Origin of the sequence: Duganella sp. FT27W, from assembly GCF_009295655.1 — a bacterium.
Classification (GTDB): domain Bacteria; phylum Pseudomonadota; class Gammaproteobacteria; order Burkholderiales; family Burkholderiaceae_D; genus Rugamonas; species Rugamonas zoogloeoides.
This window is the reverse complement of the sequence record NZ_WHIV01000004.1, coordinates 867710-884065: the sequence shown is the minus strand read 5'-3', so window position 1 is coordinate 884065 and position 16356 is coordinate 867710. Positions and strand designations below refer to the sequence as shown.

Genomic DNA, 16356 nt, shown 5'->3' with positions numbered 1-16356 from the left:
GTGTGAACCAGCGTGACAGCCGGCGCATGCATTACCAGAGCGGTGCCGGTGTTCGACCTCCATAAAAAAACTTCCAGCCACGAGCTGCAAAGAGAGAGACGATGTTTACCAAAATTCTGATCGCCAACCGTGGTGAAATCGCCTGCCGCGTCGCCGCCACCGCGCGCCGCCTGGGCATCAAGACCGTCGCCGTCTATTCGGAGGCGGATGCCAACGCCCTGCACGTCGCCAGCTGCGACGAAGCGATCCTGATCGGACCAGCGCCAGCCAAGGAAAGCTACCTGTGCGGCGACAAGATCATCGCCGCCGCCAGGGAGACCGGCGCCCAGGCGATCCACCCCGGCTACGGCTTCCTGTCCGAGAACGCCGATTTTGCCGAGGCGTGCGCAGCGGCCGGCCTGGTGTTCATCGGCCCGCCGGCGTCCGCCATGCGCGCCATGGGCTCCAAGTCCGCCGCCAAGACGCTGATGGAGCAGGCCGACGTGCCGCTGGTGCCCGGCTACCACGGCGACCAGCAAGACCCCGACTTCCTGCACGCACAGGCCGACCGCATCGGCTATCCCGTCCTGCTCAAGGCTTCGGCCGGCGGCGGCGGCAAGGGCATGCGCGTGGTGGACAGCTCGGCGCAATTCAAGGACGCGCTGGCCTCGTGCAAGCGCGAAGCGATCAGCTCCTTCGGCGACGACCAGGTGCTGGCCGAAAAATACCTGCAACGCCCGCGCCACATCGAAATCCAGGTGTTTGCCGACTCCCATGGCAACTGCATCTATCTGTTCGAGCGCGATTGCTCGGTGCAGCGCCGCCACCAGAAAGTGCTGGAAGAAGCGCCGGCACCGAACCTGCCGCAGGAACGCCGCGCCGCCATGGGCGAGGCGGCAGTTGCTGCCGCGCGCGCGGTCGGCTACGTGGGCGCCGGCACGGTGGAATTCATCGCCAACCAGGACGGCTCGTTCTACTTCATGGAGATGAACACGCGCCTGCAAGTGGAGCACCCGGTTACCGAAATGATCACCGGCACCGACCTGGTGGAGTGGCAGCTGCGCGTGGCCGCCGGCGAGCCGCTGCCCAAAACGCAGGCCGAACTGGCGATCCACGGCCACGCCATCGAAGCGCGCATCTACGCCGAAAATCCCGATAAAGGATTCCTGCCGTCGATCGGCACCTTGCGCCACCTGGGCACACCGGCCTCGGTGATGTTCGAACTCGGTGGCGACGCCAAGGCGCCAGCCCCGGTGCGCATCGACTCCGGCGTGCGCGCCGGCGATGCGATATCGCCGTTTTACGACCCCATGATCGCCAAGCTGATCGTGTGGGGCGCCAACCGCCAGCAGGCGCTCGCGCGCATGGCGCAGGCGCTGTCGCAATACCAGGTGGTGGGCCTGACCACCAACGTCGCCTTCCTCAAGCGCCTGGTGCAAAGCACGGCGTTTGCCACCGCCGATCTCGATACGGGCCTGATCGAGCGCAATCACGACATCCTGTTTACGGCCGCACCCGAGGCGCCCGCTGCGGCACTGGCCCTGGCCTGCGCCGCGCTGATGGCGTCGGAACAAGGCAAGGCGGCCAGCCAGGGCAACCACCCGGGCGACCCGTGGAGCAGCGCCACCGGCTGGCGCCTGAACCAGCCGTACCTGCGCGCGCTGTCGTTCAGCGACGAATTCGATTACACCGCGCACCTGAGCTACCGCGCCGACGGCTGGCTGTTCAGCACCGCTGCCGCACCGGACGCGCAGGTGCTGCAACTGACTGCGCACCACGGCGACGACTACGCCATCCGCCTCGGCGAGCAGACCATCCACGGCGTGGTGCGGCGCGACGGCGACGTGCTGCACGTATTCACCGGCGGCGCCCACTACCAGCTGACGTTCCACGATCCGATGGCCCACGCGGGCGAAGCGGAACTCGATACCGGCAGGCTTACCGCGCCCATGCCGGGCAAGGTGGTGGCAGTGCTGGCGGCCAAGGGCCAGCAGGTCAAACGCGGCGAAGCGCTGGTGATCATGGAAGCGATGAAGATGGAGCACACCATCGCCGCGCCGCACGACGGCGTGATCGACGAGATCCTGTACGGCGTGGGCGACCAGGTGGCCGACGGCGCGCCGCTGCTGGCGTTCAAAACGGAATAACACGGGAGCACACCATGCGCATACTTCTGCACCGCGCCGACGGCAGGACCGAGCCGTGGCTCAAGGATTTTTCGAAATACCTGCCCGAAGCGGAATTCGAGATCTGGCATGCCGGCGAAAAAAGCCAGCCGTGCGACTACGCGGTGGTGTGGTCGCCGCCCGAAGCCATGCTGCCCGAGCTGGCCCAGGTCAAGGCCATCTTCAACACCGGCGCCGGCGTCGATGCGCTGCTGCGCTATGGCGACGCGATCCCGCGCGAGATCCCCATCATCCGCCTGGGCGACGCCGGCATGGGCCTGCAGATGGCGGAATATGTCACGCACGCGGTGCTGCGGTACTTCCGCCGCTTCGACGACTACGAGCGGCAGGCGCGCGCCGGCATCTGGGCCGCGCTGCCGCCATACAACCGCGAAGACTTCGCCATTGGCGTGCTGGGACTCGGTGCGCTGGGCATGCGCGTGATCGAAGCGCTGGCGCCGTTCGGCTTCCCTTTGCGCGGCTGGAGCCGCACCGAGAAGCGCATCGACGGCGTGCAGTGCTACCAGGGCCTCGATGGTCTCGACACCTTCCTGCGCGGCAGCCGGGTACTGGTGTGCATGCTGCCGTTGACGCCCGAAACCAATAACCTGATCGACCGCTCCAACCTGGGCAAGCTGCCGGCCGGCGCGTACGTGATCAACGTGGCGCGCGGCGCCCACATCGCCGAGCCGGAACTGCTGTCGTTGATCAAGTCGGGCCACATCGCCGCTGCCACGCTCGACGTGTTCCGCAACGAGCCGCTGCCCGCGCAGCACCCGTTCTGGCAGGAGCCGCGCATCACCATCACGCCGCATATTTCGGCGCTCACGCTGCGGCGCGAAAGCGTGCAGCAGATCGCCGACAAAATCCGCAGTTTCGAAAGCGGACAACCGGTCGCCGACATCGTCGACCGCAACCTGGGATACTGATATGGCCATCTTGCCAAAACAAGTGAAAATCGTCGAAGTGGGACCGCGCGACGGCCTGCAAAACGAAAAGGAAAGCGTACCGGCCGCCGTCAAGACGGAGCTGGTCAACCGCCTGTCCGGCGCCGGTTTCCGCAACATCGAAGCCGCTGCGTTCGTGTCGCCCAAGTGGGTGCCGCAAATGGCCACCAGCGCCGACGTGATGGCCGCCATCGACCGCCGCCCCGGCACCATCTATTCCGCCCTCACGCCCAATATGCAGGGTTTTGACGCGGCATTGGCGGCGCGCGCGGACGAGGTAGTGATTTTCGGCTCGGCCTCCGAGGCCTTCTCGCAAAAAAACATCAACTGCTCGATCGCCGAATCGATCGCACGCTTCGACAGCGTGGCGCAGGCAGCCAAGCAGCATGGCCTGCGCCTGCGCGGCAGCATCAGCTGCGCATTCGGCTGCCCGTACCAGGGCGAGGTCTCGCCCGAGTCGGTGGCCGACGTGGTGCGCCGCATGCGCGACCTCGGTTGCGACGAAATCGACATCGCCGACACCATCGGCGTGGCCACCGCGCGCCAGACCCAAACCGTGATGGAACGCGCCGCGCGCGAGTTTTCCATCGACGCGCTGGCCGGTCACTTCCACGACACCTACGGCCAGGGCCTGGCCAATATCTACGCCAGCCTGGAAGTGGGCATCTCGATCTACCACTCGTCGGTGGCAGGACTGGGCGGCTGCCCCTACGCCAAGGGCGCCACCGGCAACATCGCCACCGAGGACGTGCTGTATATGATGGAAGGCCTCGGCATCGAGACCGGCATCGACCTCGATATCGTGGCCGACGCGGGCCAGTTCATCTCGCAATTCCTGGGCCGCAAAAGCGCCAGCCGCGCGGGCAATGCGCTGGCAGCAAAGCGCGCCGGCTGAGCCCATTAGTTCCAGTTAGGGAACCTCGAAAAACCGTAGCGAGCGGTTCGTTATCGTCGGGAGTAGCGGAAGCGTACGGAGGTACGCTGAGCAACGGAGCGGCGATAGCGGACCGCGCAGCAGGTTTCTCGAGGTTCCCGCTACATCTGCCTGAATTGGCGCGCATAAGCCTCACTCACCGCCAGCGTTTCACGCCGGCCGCGCAGGTGGATTTCCAGGGCCGCGCCCTGGCGCTCGATCCGGTCCACCGCCTGCAGGTTGACGATGGCGGCGCGGTGGATCCGGGTGAACTGCGCCGGGTCCAGTTGCGCCGCCAGATTCTTGAGCGGCACCCGTATCAACGCTTCGCCGCTGGCGGTCACCACGCGCGTGTACTTGTCCTCGGCCTGGAAGTACAGCACCTCCCCCACCGGCAGCAGCCGCACCGACGATCCCGACGACGCCTTGATCCACTTGAGGAACACCGGGACCGGCGCCGGCATGGCCTGCCGCCATACCTCGGGCGCGATCGCCTGCACGCCATCGCCGCGCGATTTGAGCCGCTTGATGGTATGCAGCAGGCGCGCGGCGTCGAGCGGCTTGACCAGGTAGTCGCATGCGCCAGCCTCGAACGCATGCAGCGCGTGTTCCGCATACGCGGTGACGAACACGATCTGCGCCGACGGCGGCACATGGCGCGCCACCTCGATGCCGTTCAGGCCCGGAATCTGGATGTCGAGGAAGACGATGTCGGGCCGCAGCGATTCGAGCAGCGCGACCGCTTCGATGCCGTTTTCCGCCATGCCGGCAAGCTCCAGTTCCGGCCACAGCGCCGCCAGCTGGTCGGCCAGTTCGGCGCGTAACAGCGGCTCGTCTTCGACGATCAGCGCGCGCATCATGCGCCCTCCCCGGGTACCACCAATATCGCCTGCACGCCGCCCGTTTCAGGCGCTACCACCGTCAGCGAAGCGCGCGCGCCATACAGCAGTTGCAGGCGTTCGTGGATATTGGCCAGGCCCACGCCCTGCCCCGGCTCGTCGCACAGGCCGGCGCCGTTGTCGGCCACCGTCACGCGCAAAGCGCCATCGTCGAGCGTGGCGCGGATCACGAGTTCGCCGGGCCGGGTGGCGCTTTCCAGGCCATGCTTGATGGCGTTTTCCACCAGCGAGATCAGCATCGCCGGTGGGAACGGCAGCGCGCGCCCCGCGTCGTCGGCCTCGATACGGAAGCTGAGCCGCTCGCCCATGCGGATGCGCATGATGGCGAGATAGTCGGCGGCCAGCGCCAGCTCGCGCCCCAGCGTTGACGACACGCGGCGCATGTCGGGCATGGCGTTGTGCAGGTAGCCGACCAGGTGGTCGAGCATCTGCTGCGCCAGCGCGCTATCGGTGCGCACCAGGTACTTGAGGTTGGCAAGGGTGTTGAACAGGAAGTGCGGCTCCACCTGCGCCTGCAGGGCAGCCAGCTTGGCGTGCAGCGCGGCGCGCTCCAGATCGCGTTCGCGCTTGAGCAGTTGCGCGATATCGTGGCGGCGTTTGAGTTCGATACGCAGGTGGTCGGCCACGACCTGCACCGCTTGCCATGCTTCGCCGCGCTGCACGTAAAAAAAATCGAGGCCGAAGCGGCCACGGATCTCGATGTTTATCGGCGGCCACGGCTGTCCGGGCTGCCCCGCCTGACCGCTGACGATCACCTCGATGCGCCGCCACAGGAATAGCGAGCGCGGCGGCGCCAGCGTAATGCGCCCCTTGAACGGACGGTACGAAAACGCGGCAGGACCGACATAGCCGAGCGCGCGGCCCAGGGCCAGGCCGGACAGGGTTTCGGCGCAGGCGTCGAAGGTGGTGAGCGGGTCGAGCGGCGAGATGATCGCCAGGCGTGGACTGGTGGAGATCATTTGCGGCGTGAGCGCGATGCCGGCCTCGCGCAATTCGAACAGGTAGCGCCGGCTCAGGCTGATGCTTGCCAGCGCCAGCAGCATGTAGTCGAGCAACAGCCACGGTCCGCCTATCAGCGCCAGGACGGCCAGGGGCAACGCCGTCCAGGTCAGGTGGCGCAACAGGGTTTGCGCGTGGTAGCGCCATACCAGGCGCGGCTCGTGGGTGATGGACGAAAGCGGGGGGATGAACAATGGCGTCATGCCGGGATTCTACGCCGGCGCCAGGCGCGGCGGCTGCCGGTGCGATGGAGGGCCGGTTTCGGCCGATGAATACGGTCCAACACAGAACCGTCGCCGGAATGGAAAAATCCCGCCTGACGTTGCCATCAGGCGGGATTTTAAATTTTGGTCGGAGTACAAGGATTCGAACCTTGGACCCCCTGGTCCCAAACCAGGTGCGCTACCGGGCTGCGCTACACTCCGAAGAAGCAAGATAATACAAGCTGCCGCCCCCTCCGTCAAGGGCGTCATAAATATTTATGTCATTTACTGGTGCAAGACAGTGGAACTTACATAAAATGCATGCACCCAAACAAAGGACCGGCCATGAGCATAGTGTTGTCGACAGAACCGATGCGTCGCCGCAACGTCGTGCCGGGCATCCTGGTGTCGCTGGCGCTGCATGCGGCGCTGATCTTCGGCTACCGCCTGGCCGCACCCATGCCGCCCCCGGAGCTTTCCCCCAACCGGACCATGACCGTGTGGCTGCTGCCCACGCCTGCGCCTGCTGCGCCCGCCATTCCAGCGCAGTCGGAAATGGCGCCACGGCTGGCAACGCAGACGGCGGCTACCCGCGAACGCAGGGACGCGCGCGAAGAAGGCGAGCGCAGCCGGAGCCGCCAACGAACGCACGAGACGCCCGTTCATGACCGCCCGTCAGCGGCCATCACTGCCGCCACGCCGACGCCCGCCCCGACCGACACCACCGTGGTGGCCGACACCGCCAAGCCGGCCGGCGCCGATTACGATCCGCTGCGCGCACCGGCGGAACCGAAACCTTTCGATATCGAGGCAGCACGCAAGGCCGCGCGCAAGGTGGCGGTGGAAAAGCCGGCGCCAGGTACCCTGGCCGCGCAGTTGCAAACGCATCCGCTTTATCCGGAAGATGACCGCAACAAGCTGGAGAAAGACATGGCGCGCGCCGGCCGGCCCGACTGCCTGAAGAGCGGCGGCAACCTGCTGACGCCGTTATTCTGGCTGCTCGACAAGAAAGACCATGGCTGCAAGCTCTGAGCAGCCGAGATACTGCCTGACGCTTACTGTTCCTGCTTGAACGTCAGCGCCAGTTCGTACAAGGCATTTTTCTTCTTGCCCGTGATTTGCGCGGCCAGCCCGGCCGCCTGCTTGACCGACAGCTCGGTCAGCAAGACCTTGAGTATCCTTTCCGCCTCGGCATCGCCGGCCTCGTCCTGCGCGGGCGCACCGGCCAGCAGCACGACGAACTCGCCCTTTTCGCGGTGGGCGTCGGCACGGATCCAGGCTTCGGCCTCGGACAGCGGGCAGCGGTGGATTTCCTCGAACATCTTGGTCAGTTCGCGCGCGAACACCACTTCGCGCTCCGGCTCGAACACGGCTGCCAGCGCGGTGGCGCAGTCGAGGATGCGGTGCGGCGCTTCATAAAACACCATGGTGGCGGTCACCGTGCGCAAGGTGGCGAGAAAATTCTCGCGCTGCTTGGCCTTGGCCGGTAAAAAGCCGACAAAATAAAACTGGTCGTTGACCAGGCCGCTGGCCGACAGCGCCGTCACCGCCGCCGAGGCGCCGGGCAGCGGCAGCACGCGCAAGCCGGCCGCGCGAACGGCCTCGACAATGCGCGCACCGGGATCGGAGACGGCCGGCGTGCCGGCGTCGGAGACCAGCGCGATGCGCTCGCCAGCCTGCAGGCGCGCGATCAGGGTCTCGGCCACTTCGCGCTCGTTGTGCTGGTGCGCGGCGATCAGCGGCCGGTGCAGGCCGAAGCGCGTCATCAGTTGTGCGGTGTTGCGGGTGTCCTCGCACGCGACCGCATCGACCAGGCTTAAAACGTGCAATGCGCGCACACTGATGTCGGCGACATTGCCGATGGGGGTCGCCACGACGTACAAGGTTGCGCTAGGATAGGTCTGGTGCGCTGTTTCTTCCAAGACAGGAAGGGCGGAAATGGCGCGGGTAGTATTTTCAGACATATCGTGGTCAGTAAATGGAATGAGGGGGCAGCATGAAAAAAATGAGGTTGTGCGCGGCAGTTGCCGCATTGGCGGCGCTGGCATTGATGAGCGGGTGCGGCTCGTCCGTGCCTATCATTATAAGCCCGCCACCGGCGCCCGCTCCCGTGCCGTTGCCGCCGCCACCGCCGGAACCACCACCGCCGGCAGCGGAAGTGTTCGCCATCGCGATGCCGGGGGCGGCCGCCCAACCCACGCGCGCACCTGATACCGACCAGCTGCGCACCGAGAATGCCACTGGCTACCGGCCAGCGGACGACGCCACCAAGCCGTCCGGCGCGCCGGTGCGCATGGGCTTGATCCTGCCGCTGCGCTCGGAGACCCTGGGCGCCGCCGCCGAAGCGCTGCGCGCCGGCTTCATGGCGGCCTGGGAACGCGACCGCGACAACATCACCATCACCGTGGTGGAAACGGGCGACGTCGCGCAAGACATTTTATCGAGCTACGCCCAGACCCTGGAAGCGGTTGACCTCGTGGTCGGCCCGCTGGCACGCTCGGCGGTCACTGCCGTGGCGACCAGCCCGCTGGTGACCAAGCCCACCATCGCTCTCAATCACCCGGAAGGTTACGGCACGGCCAACGCCACCCCGCTGCCGCAGCAAATGCTGCCCATGGGCCTGTCGATCGAGGAAGAAGCGCGCCAGGTGGCGCAATGGGCGGCGGCCGAGCAGCCCGGCGCCAGCGCCATGATCATTACCACCAGCACGCCATGGCAGCGCCGCATCGCGGCAGCGTTTGCCGCCCACTGGCAGCAACTGGGCCAGCAGGTGCGCATGGTGGAACTGAGCGCCCCGAACAATTACCTGAGCGACCCGGAACTGGTGCAACTGCGCGCACGCCTGCAACAGGACCCGCCAGGCTTGCTGTTTTCGGCCATGGGTGCCGACCAGACCCGCCAACTGCGCGGCGCGCTGAACAGCGGCCTGGTGCATGAAGCGGACGAGCCGGTGATCAGCACCGCCGACGGCTTGCCGGCCACTCCTGCCGCACCGGTTGCCCCCACCGGCTTTGCCGCCCTGCCGCTGTACGGCACGTCGGCGCTGAACGCCGGCGGCGGCATGAATTCGCCCACCAACGAACTCGACGGCGTGCGCCTGCTTGACCTGCCATGGCAGGTGCAGCGCGACCATCCGGCGGTGATGGTCTATCCGCACCCGGTACAAGCCGGCACGGCCGACATGGAACGCCTGTACGCGCTGGGCATCGACGCCTACCGCGTGGCGCGCGAAATCAGCCGCAAGCCGGCCGGCCGTTTCAGCATCGACGGTGTCACGGGACGCCTGACGGTGGACTTCGGCCAAGGCCCGGCCCGCTTCGAGCGGGTGGAGCAGCCGGCCGTGTTCCAGCACGGCGTGCCGCAAGCGGTCCAGCAGTAACCAACCATGGCGCCGCCCCGCGCGCCGAGCGGACGGCGCACCGCGCAACAGCAACTGGGCCAGCAAGGCGAAGACCGCGCGCTGGCCTACCTGGTGGCGCAGGGCCTGATGCTGGTCGAACGCAATTTTCGCTGCAAGGCCGGCGAGATCGACCTGATCATGCGCCACGGCGCCCACCTGGTGTTCGTCGAGGTGCGGCGCCGAGCCCCGAGTGGTTTTGGCGGCGCGGCCGCCAGCGTCACCCATCACAAGCAGCGGCGGCTGGTCCATGCCGCCCAGTACTACCTGCTACGCCACCGCTCTCCTCCACCGTGCCGCTTCGACCTGGTTGCCCTTGATGGCGATCAGCTGGAGTGGCTGCGCAATATCATTACGCTTTAAGCCCTTCTTCAGCGCAGATGTAAGCATTTTTAACAGGTCTTGTCCGGGGTTTCGGATGACTGCACTATAATCAGCACACTATGACAAATCAACGCATCCTGGCGCACTTCCACGAAAGTGCCGAACTGAAAATCCAATCGGCCACCGTGCTGGCGCCCCATATCGCCCAAGCCATCGACATGATGTTTGCGGCATTGTCTAACGGCAATAAGATTTTGGTGTGCGGCAACGGCGGCTCGGCTGCCGACGCCCAGCATTTCGCCGCCGAACTGGTGGGGCGCTTCGAACGCGAACGCTTCCCGCTGCCCGCCATTGCGCTTACCACCGACACGTCGATCCTGACCGCAGTGGCCAACGACTACAGCTACCGCGAAATCTTTTCCAAGCAGGTGCAGGCGTTCGGCCAGTCCGGCGACATCCTGCTGGCGTTTTCCACGTCCGGCAATTCGGGCAACGTGGTGGCTGCCATCGAAGCGGCGCTCGAGCGCGAAATGCGCATCGTGGCGCTGACCGGCAAGGGCGGCGGCGAGATCGGCAAGATGCTGACCGATGCCGACGTCCATATCTGCGTCCCGGCCGACCGTACTGCCCGCATCCAGGAAGTGCACCTGGTCTGCATCCACAGCATTTGCGACGGCATTGATGTCGCCCTATTCGGAGGAGATGTGAATGAGTAATTCCCGCACTATCTGGACTACACTGAAACGCCCGCTTGCCATGAGCGTGCTGTGCCTGGCCACCGCTGCTACCCTGTCCGGTTGCGTGGCGCTGGTTGCCGGCGGCGCCATCACCGGTACCCTGGCCGCTTCCGACCGCCGCACGTTTGGTGCGCAAACCGAGGATACGTCGATCCAGTTCAAGGGTGCGAACAAGCTGCGCAATGTGCTCGGCAGCGATGCCCACGTCAACATCAACAGCTTCAACCGCCGCGTGCTGTTGTCCGGCGAAGTGCCCGACGATGCCGCCAAGGCCACCGCCGAGCGCGAAATGGCGTCGGTCGAAGGCGTGCTGTCGGTGATCAACGAGCTGGAAGTGGCCGGCCCCGCCAGCTACACCTCGCGCTCGAACGACACCATTATCACCGGCAAGGTCAAGGCCAGCCTGGTGGACGCCAAGGATATCTCGGCCAATTCCTACCAGGTGGTGACCGAGCGCGGCGTGGTGTTCCTGATGGGCCGCGTGACCCAGCGCGAAGGCCAGATCGGCGCCGATATCGCACGCGGCGTCTCGGGCGTGAGCAAGGTAGTCAAGGTCTTCGAATATATTTCTGAAGACGAGTGGAAATCGTACCAGCCAAAGCCTGGCGCTTCGGCGCAATGATGCCATGAGCACGACCACTGCATTGCCGGAGTCCTCGCGCGCCTGGGTCAAGCCGCTGATCGCTGCCGTGGCGCTGGCCGTAATCGGCGCGGTGGCCTACGTCACGCTCAGCAAGCGGCCGGTGGCGCCCGAGGTCACGTTCGTCACCATCAAGGGCGAAAAGATTGCGCCTGCAGACCTGCGCGGCAAGGTGGTAATGGTCAACTTCTGGGCCACCTCGTGCACCACCTGCGTGGCCGAAATGCCGCAGATGGTCGAGACCTACAACAAGTTCAAGGACGACGGCCTGGAATTCGTGGCCGTGGCCATGAGCTACGACCCGCCCAACTACGTGGTCAACTACGCCGATACGCGCAAGCTGCCGTTCAAGGTGGCGCTCGACACCGACGGCTCGGCCGCCAAGGCCTACGGCGACGTCTCGATGACGCCCACCACCTTCGTCATCGCCAAGGATGGCAAGATCCTCAAGAAATACGTGGGGCAGCCCGATTTTCCGGCGCTGCACCAGTTGCTCTCCACCTCGCTCAAGGGCTAAGTCTCAAAAGCCGGCCTGTACCGAGAGGTAGAGGCCGCGCTGGGTCTTCGGATTGAAGACCGTGATCTTGCCCAGATTCGCATACGCTGCCGTCACCGACACATGCTTGGTCGGGAACCACGCCACGAACGCATCGTAATACGCCTTTTCCGGATCGACGCCGAGGTTGTGCGGCTTGCGCCGGTACTCCGCGCCCACCGCCAGGTGGCGGTTGATCAGGTACGCGGCCGACACTTCCGGCATCACCTTGCGGCTGTCGCCCTGGTCGCCGCCGAAGCCCAGCAAGCCCATCTGGTTGGCCTTGGTGGCGCGCAGGGTCAGGTTCAGCAGCAGGCTTTGCTCGAGCAGGATCTTGGTGGCGGCCACGTAGTAGTCATAGCCGCTGTCGTCCTTCGCACCGAGCTGGGTGACGCTGGTCACGCCCAGCGCGCCGAGTCCCTTCACGCCCTTGTTGTCCTTGTACATGGCCCCCACCGCGATCTGCGGCAACCAGCTGTCCTGTTCGTACACGGCATCGCCGGTCAGCTTGACCTTGATGCCGAGGATGTCCTGCTTGAGGATGAGGTTGTCGAGCGGCGCCAGGCTGCCCTTGAACGACTGGCTGGCCACTGACAATTCCACGCGGTCGGCCAGGCCGATCGCCACGCCATAGGTGTCGAGCTTGTAGTCCTGGGTGCTGATATACGTGTAATGGGCGTTGGCGCCCCAGCTGTCGCGGGTGCCATAGCCGGTGATCAGGGCCCACGGCACGATGCCGCCACCGCCGGCGCCTTCCACCTGGCTGACGCCGCCGGTGGCCAGCAGCTTGCCCATGTCGGGCGAAGCCTGGGATTGGGCGGCGGCGCTGCCAGCGCTTGACGCCATCAGGATTGCGAGAGTGAGCCTGGCGATGGAAAATGTCATGAGGATGCTCCTGGCGGCTGCTTACTTGGTGACGATGGCGCGCTGCATGGGCGCAAGCTTGGCCACCAGCTTGTTGGCGACGCTGTTCGGGACGTTGTGGCGTTCCATGGCGATTTGCAGGTCTTCGGTCAGCGCGTTGAACATGGCGTTGGTGATTTTCAGATCCTGGTGCACGGTGGTCATGTCGCGCACGGTGCCCACGCCGTCCATGGTCTTGTCGCGGTATTTACCGGTGTACTTGCACGGCCCACCGGCGAACTCGCAGATCTGCTCCTGCAGGCGCACGTTCAGTTGGTCCATGTCGAAGTCGGCGAAGTTGTCCTTGATGCGCGGATCGGCCAGCACCAGCGGGATGAAGGTATCGACGATTTTCTTGATGCCTTCCTTGCCACCGAGGCCCCGGTAAACGGTGTCGTCGGCATAAGGTGTTTGCGCCACGGCCAGCGAGGACGCCAGCAGCAAGCCTGTCATGACGGCGGCTACGCGCGAAAGTAGTTTCATGTCGGTTCCTCAGCAGGGAAAATAGGGAATATCCCTCCGACAATTTATCAGCTTATGCACGTCGATCGGCCATTTGTTTGCTTGAAATCAACACTCTCGGATTGCCAGTTGTGGCTTGCTGAACACGCCGCCGATGTCAGCGCGGCTGGCATCAGGCCCAGCGGATCGGCGCCTTGCCGTGGGCGGCCAGGTAATCGTTGGTCCGCGAAAACGGCTTGCTGCCGAAAAATCCCTTGTGGGCCGAGAACGGCGACGGATGCGGCGAGGTAATCACCAGGTGCTTGTTGGTATCGATCAGCGCGCGCTTGGCAATTGCGTAACTGCCCCACAGGATGAACACCAGGCCGTCGCGATGGTCGGACAACCGCGCGATGGCGCTGTCGGTAAAAGTTTCCCACCCCTTGTTCGCATGCGACCCGGCCTGCCGTGCACGCACGGTCAGCACGCTATTGAGCAAAAACACGCCCTGCTCGGCCCAGTCGGTCAGATCGGTCTGGCGCCGTTCGACGCCGGTATCGTCGCGCAATTCCTGGAAGATGTTTTGCAGGCTGGGCTGGGGCCGATTGCCGTCCGGCACCGAGAAGCAGAAGCCCATGGCGGCGCCAGGCGTGTGGTACGGATCCTGGCCGAGGATGACAACCTTGACGGCATCGAACGGCGTCAGGTCGAAGGCACGGAAGATGTTTTTACCGGCCGGGCAGCAAGGACCGGCAGCGTACTCTTCCTTCACAAAGGCGGTGAGGCTTTGCCAGTACGGTTGCTCGAACTGGTCTTGCAGATGGGCTTTCCATGATGGTTCGATGCGGACGGTCATTGCGGGCCCATTGATAATCACTTTTCCATTGAATGAACCTTAAATATAGCATCTGCAAGCCGTGAGCCGGTTGAAACCAGCTTGGATAGCACCCGTAGTTGCTCGATATTGGCCAAATTGTCTGTAGCTGCGGGGTAATTTATTGAGTGATCAATTTCACCCCAAATTTCCTCAAACAATGTCCTAACTTGGACTTCGCAGCAAGTTCCATCTAGGCTATTCGCTGGCGCGATTAAAAAATGTACGCTCGTATAATATGATGGTTTAACAGAAGTACGAATTTTAAATCTACTAAAATAATCCACAGTTTCTGGATCCCAACTATATGCAACAGGCTTTTCTAATAGCTTCCAATTTTTTGCTTTTATTTGCCTTGTAATAAAATTAAATATTTTTTCAAATTGTTCTTGATGCAGATGAAGTATTCTCAAACCTGAAAAATCAGTAATTTCAGATAATGCATTCTCAGTAGTAATTACCTTTCCAGCGGCACGCTTTCTATTAATTTTTTCAAGAAGATGTTTTTCGTCTTTTGTTCTAGACCTTACTGAATGAATAACCGCAGGTATTCCAGTATTTAGTTTTGGGTCAGAAAGAAAAGCACTAGACACAGATTGCGCAAACAATTCAAACAATCGCTGTTTTTCTTTAAAAACTTCTACAATATCTTTTGCCGAATCCTCAGGAATTTTGAGAGCATCATCTTTTTTCATTCTTTTTACTCCAGAGATTCAATTCGCTGTATCAGTGCATTTGCGAAATCAGTATATTTTGCCTGAGTTTTTAAAATATCCGGTTTTTGACCATTAATAGTATTTTGATGCTCCTTATCTATCTGGTCTAACGCAGGAATTTTCCACATAGGCACTCGGTAATGCTGAGCCAGAGTAGGAAAAGTGTTATGACTATGCATAATTGATTCTCCGCCAATTGGCTCACCTAAAACGGAATCATCGATATTAATACGTAGATCATCTCCAATATATTGGTGAATAATATTGGGTATCTGTAGAGCATATTTCAAATGTGCTTGTGCAAGATTCCATTTGGAACTATGCTTTGTGTATTTTTTAGCATTATATATAGTATAACCAATAAATTGAACAAAAGTTTTTGGGAATAATTTTCTTTTATCCGTAGATATTAACTTGTATATTATATCAAATTCCTCATGCCATTTTGTTAAGCTACTTCCAATATTTCTAATTCCGTATAATGAAAACATATCTGGGGCAGCTGGAACAAAAAATCCATCAACAGTAGAAATAATAGTTTTATTTAATGACCCAAGACTTGGCGAAGTATCGACAATTACATAATCGTATTTGTATTTTTTTCCATACTCTTCCGCTATAGCCCGAATACGCGTTATTGTACGAATTGCGAGTGCGTCCCCCCGATAAGCATCACTCCACCGGGAAGAAATTTTTTCTTCAAATGCATGAATCGAAAGTCGCCCCGGTATCATATGTAATTCTTTTGTTATTTTTAATGGCGGGGGCAACTTTTCATATTCGCCCGTACCATCGATTGTAGGCATCAAAAGATAGTGTAACGATCTAGGTTTGTTATTTAAAGCTTGAATTTTCTTTAAAGGAGTAGACTTCATAAACTCTTCAACGCCCATCTCGATACATAAATCCTCGTCCTCCCATATTTTGTGAATTTCTTCAACGGAAAGTGTGTATATTGTCAAGTTGCACTGTGGATCTGCATCCATCAATAAAACTTTGTATCCTAACTCACTCAACGAGTGGGCCAGATGATAAGTAAGAGTGGTCTTTCCAACCCCGCCTTTGTTATTAAAAACTGAGAGAATTTTCATATTTTTCCCGTATGCACAATAAAAAAATAGTATCACTGATATTTATTTTTGGCAACATGCAGAAAGATTGCCGATGTAAATTCATCATTCTGATACATTAGTTTCGATTTTTTACAACAAAGTGTGAAGGAAGGTGTAGAAGCACGCTTGATATTAAATCTTCAGGCCAGATAATTTTGTAATTAATTTCCTGGTAAGCAAACAATCGAAACAACGGCTCACAATTAATATTGCCAAACTATTATTTTACTCAGCATGTCTTCTTTTCGCCTGAACTTTTTCCGAATGAACGCGTGTGATCAGGAGGTCGGGGCGACGCGCAGTGTGCACGAACGCCTCTATCTGATCGCAATAAAGTCTATCTCGGGTACTCAGTTGATATAGTAGCGAAATGATTGGCAACTCGGGTCGGACTTTTCATCAAGCCAGTTTGCATATGGTGGGAGCGGAAGTAGGGGAACTATGCGTGCCAAATGGTAGGCCTGATTGCGCCCGAACAGCACTGCTTATCAACTCCTTGATTTGCAATTGCTTCATTGATAGGGACTGTGGACATATATCCTCCTTAGGCATTCGTTTGATTATGCCAGCCA

General features: G+C 61.1%; 17 protein-coding genes and 1 tRNA gene. 9 read left to right on the top strand and 9 right to left on the bottom strand.

Annotation, left to right across the window (positions count from 1 at the left end; genetic code table 11):
* Positions 1-101 precede the first annotated feature (101 nt).
* The 3 genes from F8197_RS20985 to F8197_RS20975 are packed head-to-tail and all read left to right on the top strand — an operon-like array spanning position 102 to position 3986.
* Positions 102-2126 carry an acetyl/propionyl/methylcrotonyl-CoA carboxylase subunit alpha gene (locus F8197_RS20985; protein ID WP_152883442.1) on the top strand — a complete coding sequence of 675 codons (2025 nt, stop codon included), beginning with the start codon at positions 102-104 and terminating at the stop codon, positions 2124-2126.
* 14 nt (positions 2127-2140) lie between these two features.
* Positions 2141-3073, top strand: coding sequence for a glyoxylate/hydroxypyruvate reductase A (locus F8197_RS20980; RefSeq protein ID WP_152883441.1), 933 nt, complete (start codon positions 2141-2143; stop codon positions 3071-3073).
* A 1-nt stretch (position 3074) separates the two neighbouring features.
* Entirely contained in the window at positions 3075-3986 is a 912-nt protein-coding gene (locus F8197_RS20975; RefSeq protein WP_152883440.1) for a hydroxymethylglutaryl-CoA lyase, read from the top strand.
* A gap of 140 nt (positions 3987-4126) precedes the next feature.
* Here the strand turns inward: F8197_RS20975 and F8197_RS20970 are convergent, their stop codons facing one another.
* The 3 genes from F8197_RS20970 to F8197_RS20960 form a co-directional block, all read right to left on the bottom strand.
* A complete protein-coding gene (locus F8197_RS20970) occupies positions 4127-4864 on the bottom strand; it encodes a LytTR family DNA-binding domain-containing protein (RefSeq protein WP_152883439.1) in 738 nt (245 codons plus the stop codon).
* Positions 4861-6105, bottom strand: a complete 1245-nt coding sequence (locus F8197_RS20965) for a sensor histidine kinase (RefSeq protein ID WP_152883438.1) — start codon at positions 6103-6105, stop codon at positions 4861-4863. The genes F8197_RS20970 and F8197_RS20965 overlap by 4 nt, the downstream gene beginning before the upstream one ends.
* Positions 6106-6250: 145 nt before the next feature.
* Positions 6251-6327, bottom strand: a tRNA-Pro gene (locus F8197_RS20960).
* Positions 6328-6450: 123 nt separating this feature from the next.
* Between F8197_RS20960 and F8197_RS20955 the strand changes: the two genes are divergently transcribed.
* Positions 6451-7137: a hypothetical protein gene (locus F8197_RS20955; RefSeq protein ID WP_152883437.1), complete on the top strand. Its 687-nt coding sequence runs from the start codon at positions 6451-6453 to the stop codon at positions 7135-7137.
* Positions 7138-7160: 23 nt separating this feature from the next.
* On the opposite strand, the gene rsmI is transcribed toward F8197_RS20955, so the two are convergent.
* Complete coding sequence (gene rsmI / locus F8197_RS20950; protein ID WP_056142826.1) at positions 7161-8069, bottom strand: 16S rRNA (cytidine(1402)-2'-O)-methyltransferase; 909 nt, start codon at positions 8067-8069, stop codon at positions 7161-7163.
* Between the two features lie 107 nt (positions 8070-8176).
* On the opposite strand from rsmI, the gene F8197_RS20945 reads away from it, so the two are divergent.
* From F8197_RS20945 to F8197_RS20925, 5 genes are all read left to right on the top strand, one after another.
* Complete coding sequence (locus tag F8197_RS20945; RefSeq protein WP_373996929.1) at positions 8177-9484, top strand: penicillin-binding protein activator; 1308 nt, start codon at positions 8177-8179, stop codon at positions 9482-9484.
* Between the two features lie 6 nt (positions 9485-9490).
* Positions 9491-9865, top strand: a complete 375-nt coding sequence (locus F8197_RS20940; protein WP_152883436.1) for a YraN family protein — start codon at positions 9491-9493, stop codon at positions 9863-9865.
* Positions 9866-9945: 80 nt separating this feature from the next.
* Entirely contained in the window at positions 9946-10542 is a 597-nt protein-coding gene (locus F8197_RS20935; RefSeq protein WP_019924185.1) for a phosphoheptose isomerase, read from the top strand.
* Positions 10535-11185, top strand: coding sequence for a BON domain-containing protein (locus tag F8197_RS20930; RefSeq protein WP_056142822.1), 651 nt, complete (start codon positions 10535-10537; stop codon positions 11183-11185). Before F8197_RS20935 ends, F8197_RS20930 begins: the two co-directional genes overlap by 8 nt.
* Before the next feature lie 4 nt (positions 11186-11189).
* A complete protein-coding gene (locus F8197_RS20925; RefSeq protein WP_056142818.1) occupies positions 11190-11720 on the top strand; it encodes a peroxiredoxin in 531 nt (176 codons plus the stop codon).
* Between the two features lie 3 nt (positions 11721-11723).
* On the opposite strand, the gene F8197_RS20920 is transcribed toward F8197_RS20925, so the two are convergent.
* The 5 genes from F8197_RS20920 to F8197_RS20900 all read right to left on the bottom strand — a co-directional run bounded on the left by F8197_RS20920 (position 11724) and on the right by F8197_RS20900 (position 15763).
* Positions 11724-12623, bottom strand: a complete 900-nt coding sequence (locus F8197_RS20920) for a DUF3034 family protein (protein WP_056142815.1) — start codon at positions 12621-12623, stop codon at positions 11724-11726.
* Between the two features lie 21 nt (positions 12624-12644).
* Positions 12645-13124, bottom strand: a complete 480-nt coding sequence (locus F8197_RS20915; protein WP_152883435.1) for a group 1 truncated hemoglobin — start codon at positions 13122-13124, stop codon at positions 12645-12647.
* Positions 13125-13275: 151 nt separating this feature from the next.
* Positions 13276-13938 carry a uracil-DNA glycosylase gene (locus tag F8197_RS20910; RefSeq protein WP_152883434.1) on the bottom strand — a complete coding sequence of 221 codons (663 nt, stop codon included), beginning with the start codon at positions 13936-13938 and terminating at the stop codon, positions 13276-13278.
* Positions 13939-13955: 17 nt separating this feature from the next.
* Positions 13956-14651: a RelA/SpoT domain-containing protein gene (locus tag F8197_RS20905; protein WP_152883433.1), complete on the bottom strand. Its 696-nt coding sequence runs from the start codon at positions 14649-14651 to the stop codon at positions 13956-13958.
* Positions 14652-14656: 5 nt separating this feature from the next.
* On the bottom strand, positions 14657-15763 hold the full coding sequence (locus tag F8197_RS20900) for a ParA family protein (RefSeq protein ID WP_152883432.1): 1107 nt from the start codon (positions 15761-15763) through the stop codon (positions 14657-14659).
* Positions 15764-16356 lie beyond the last annotated feature (593 nt).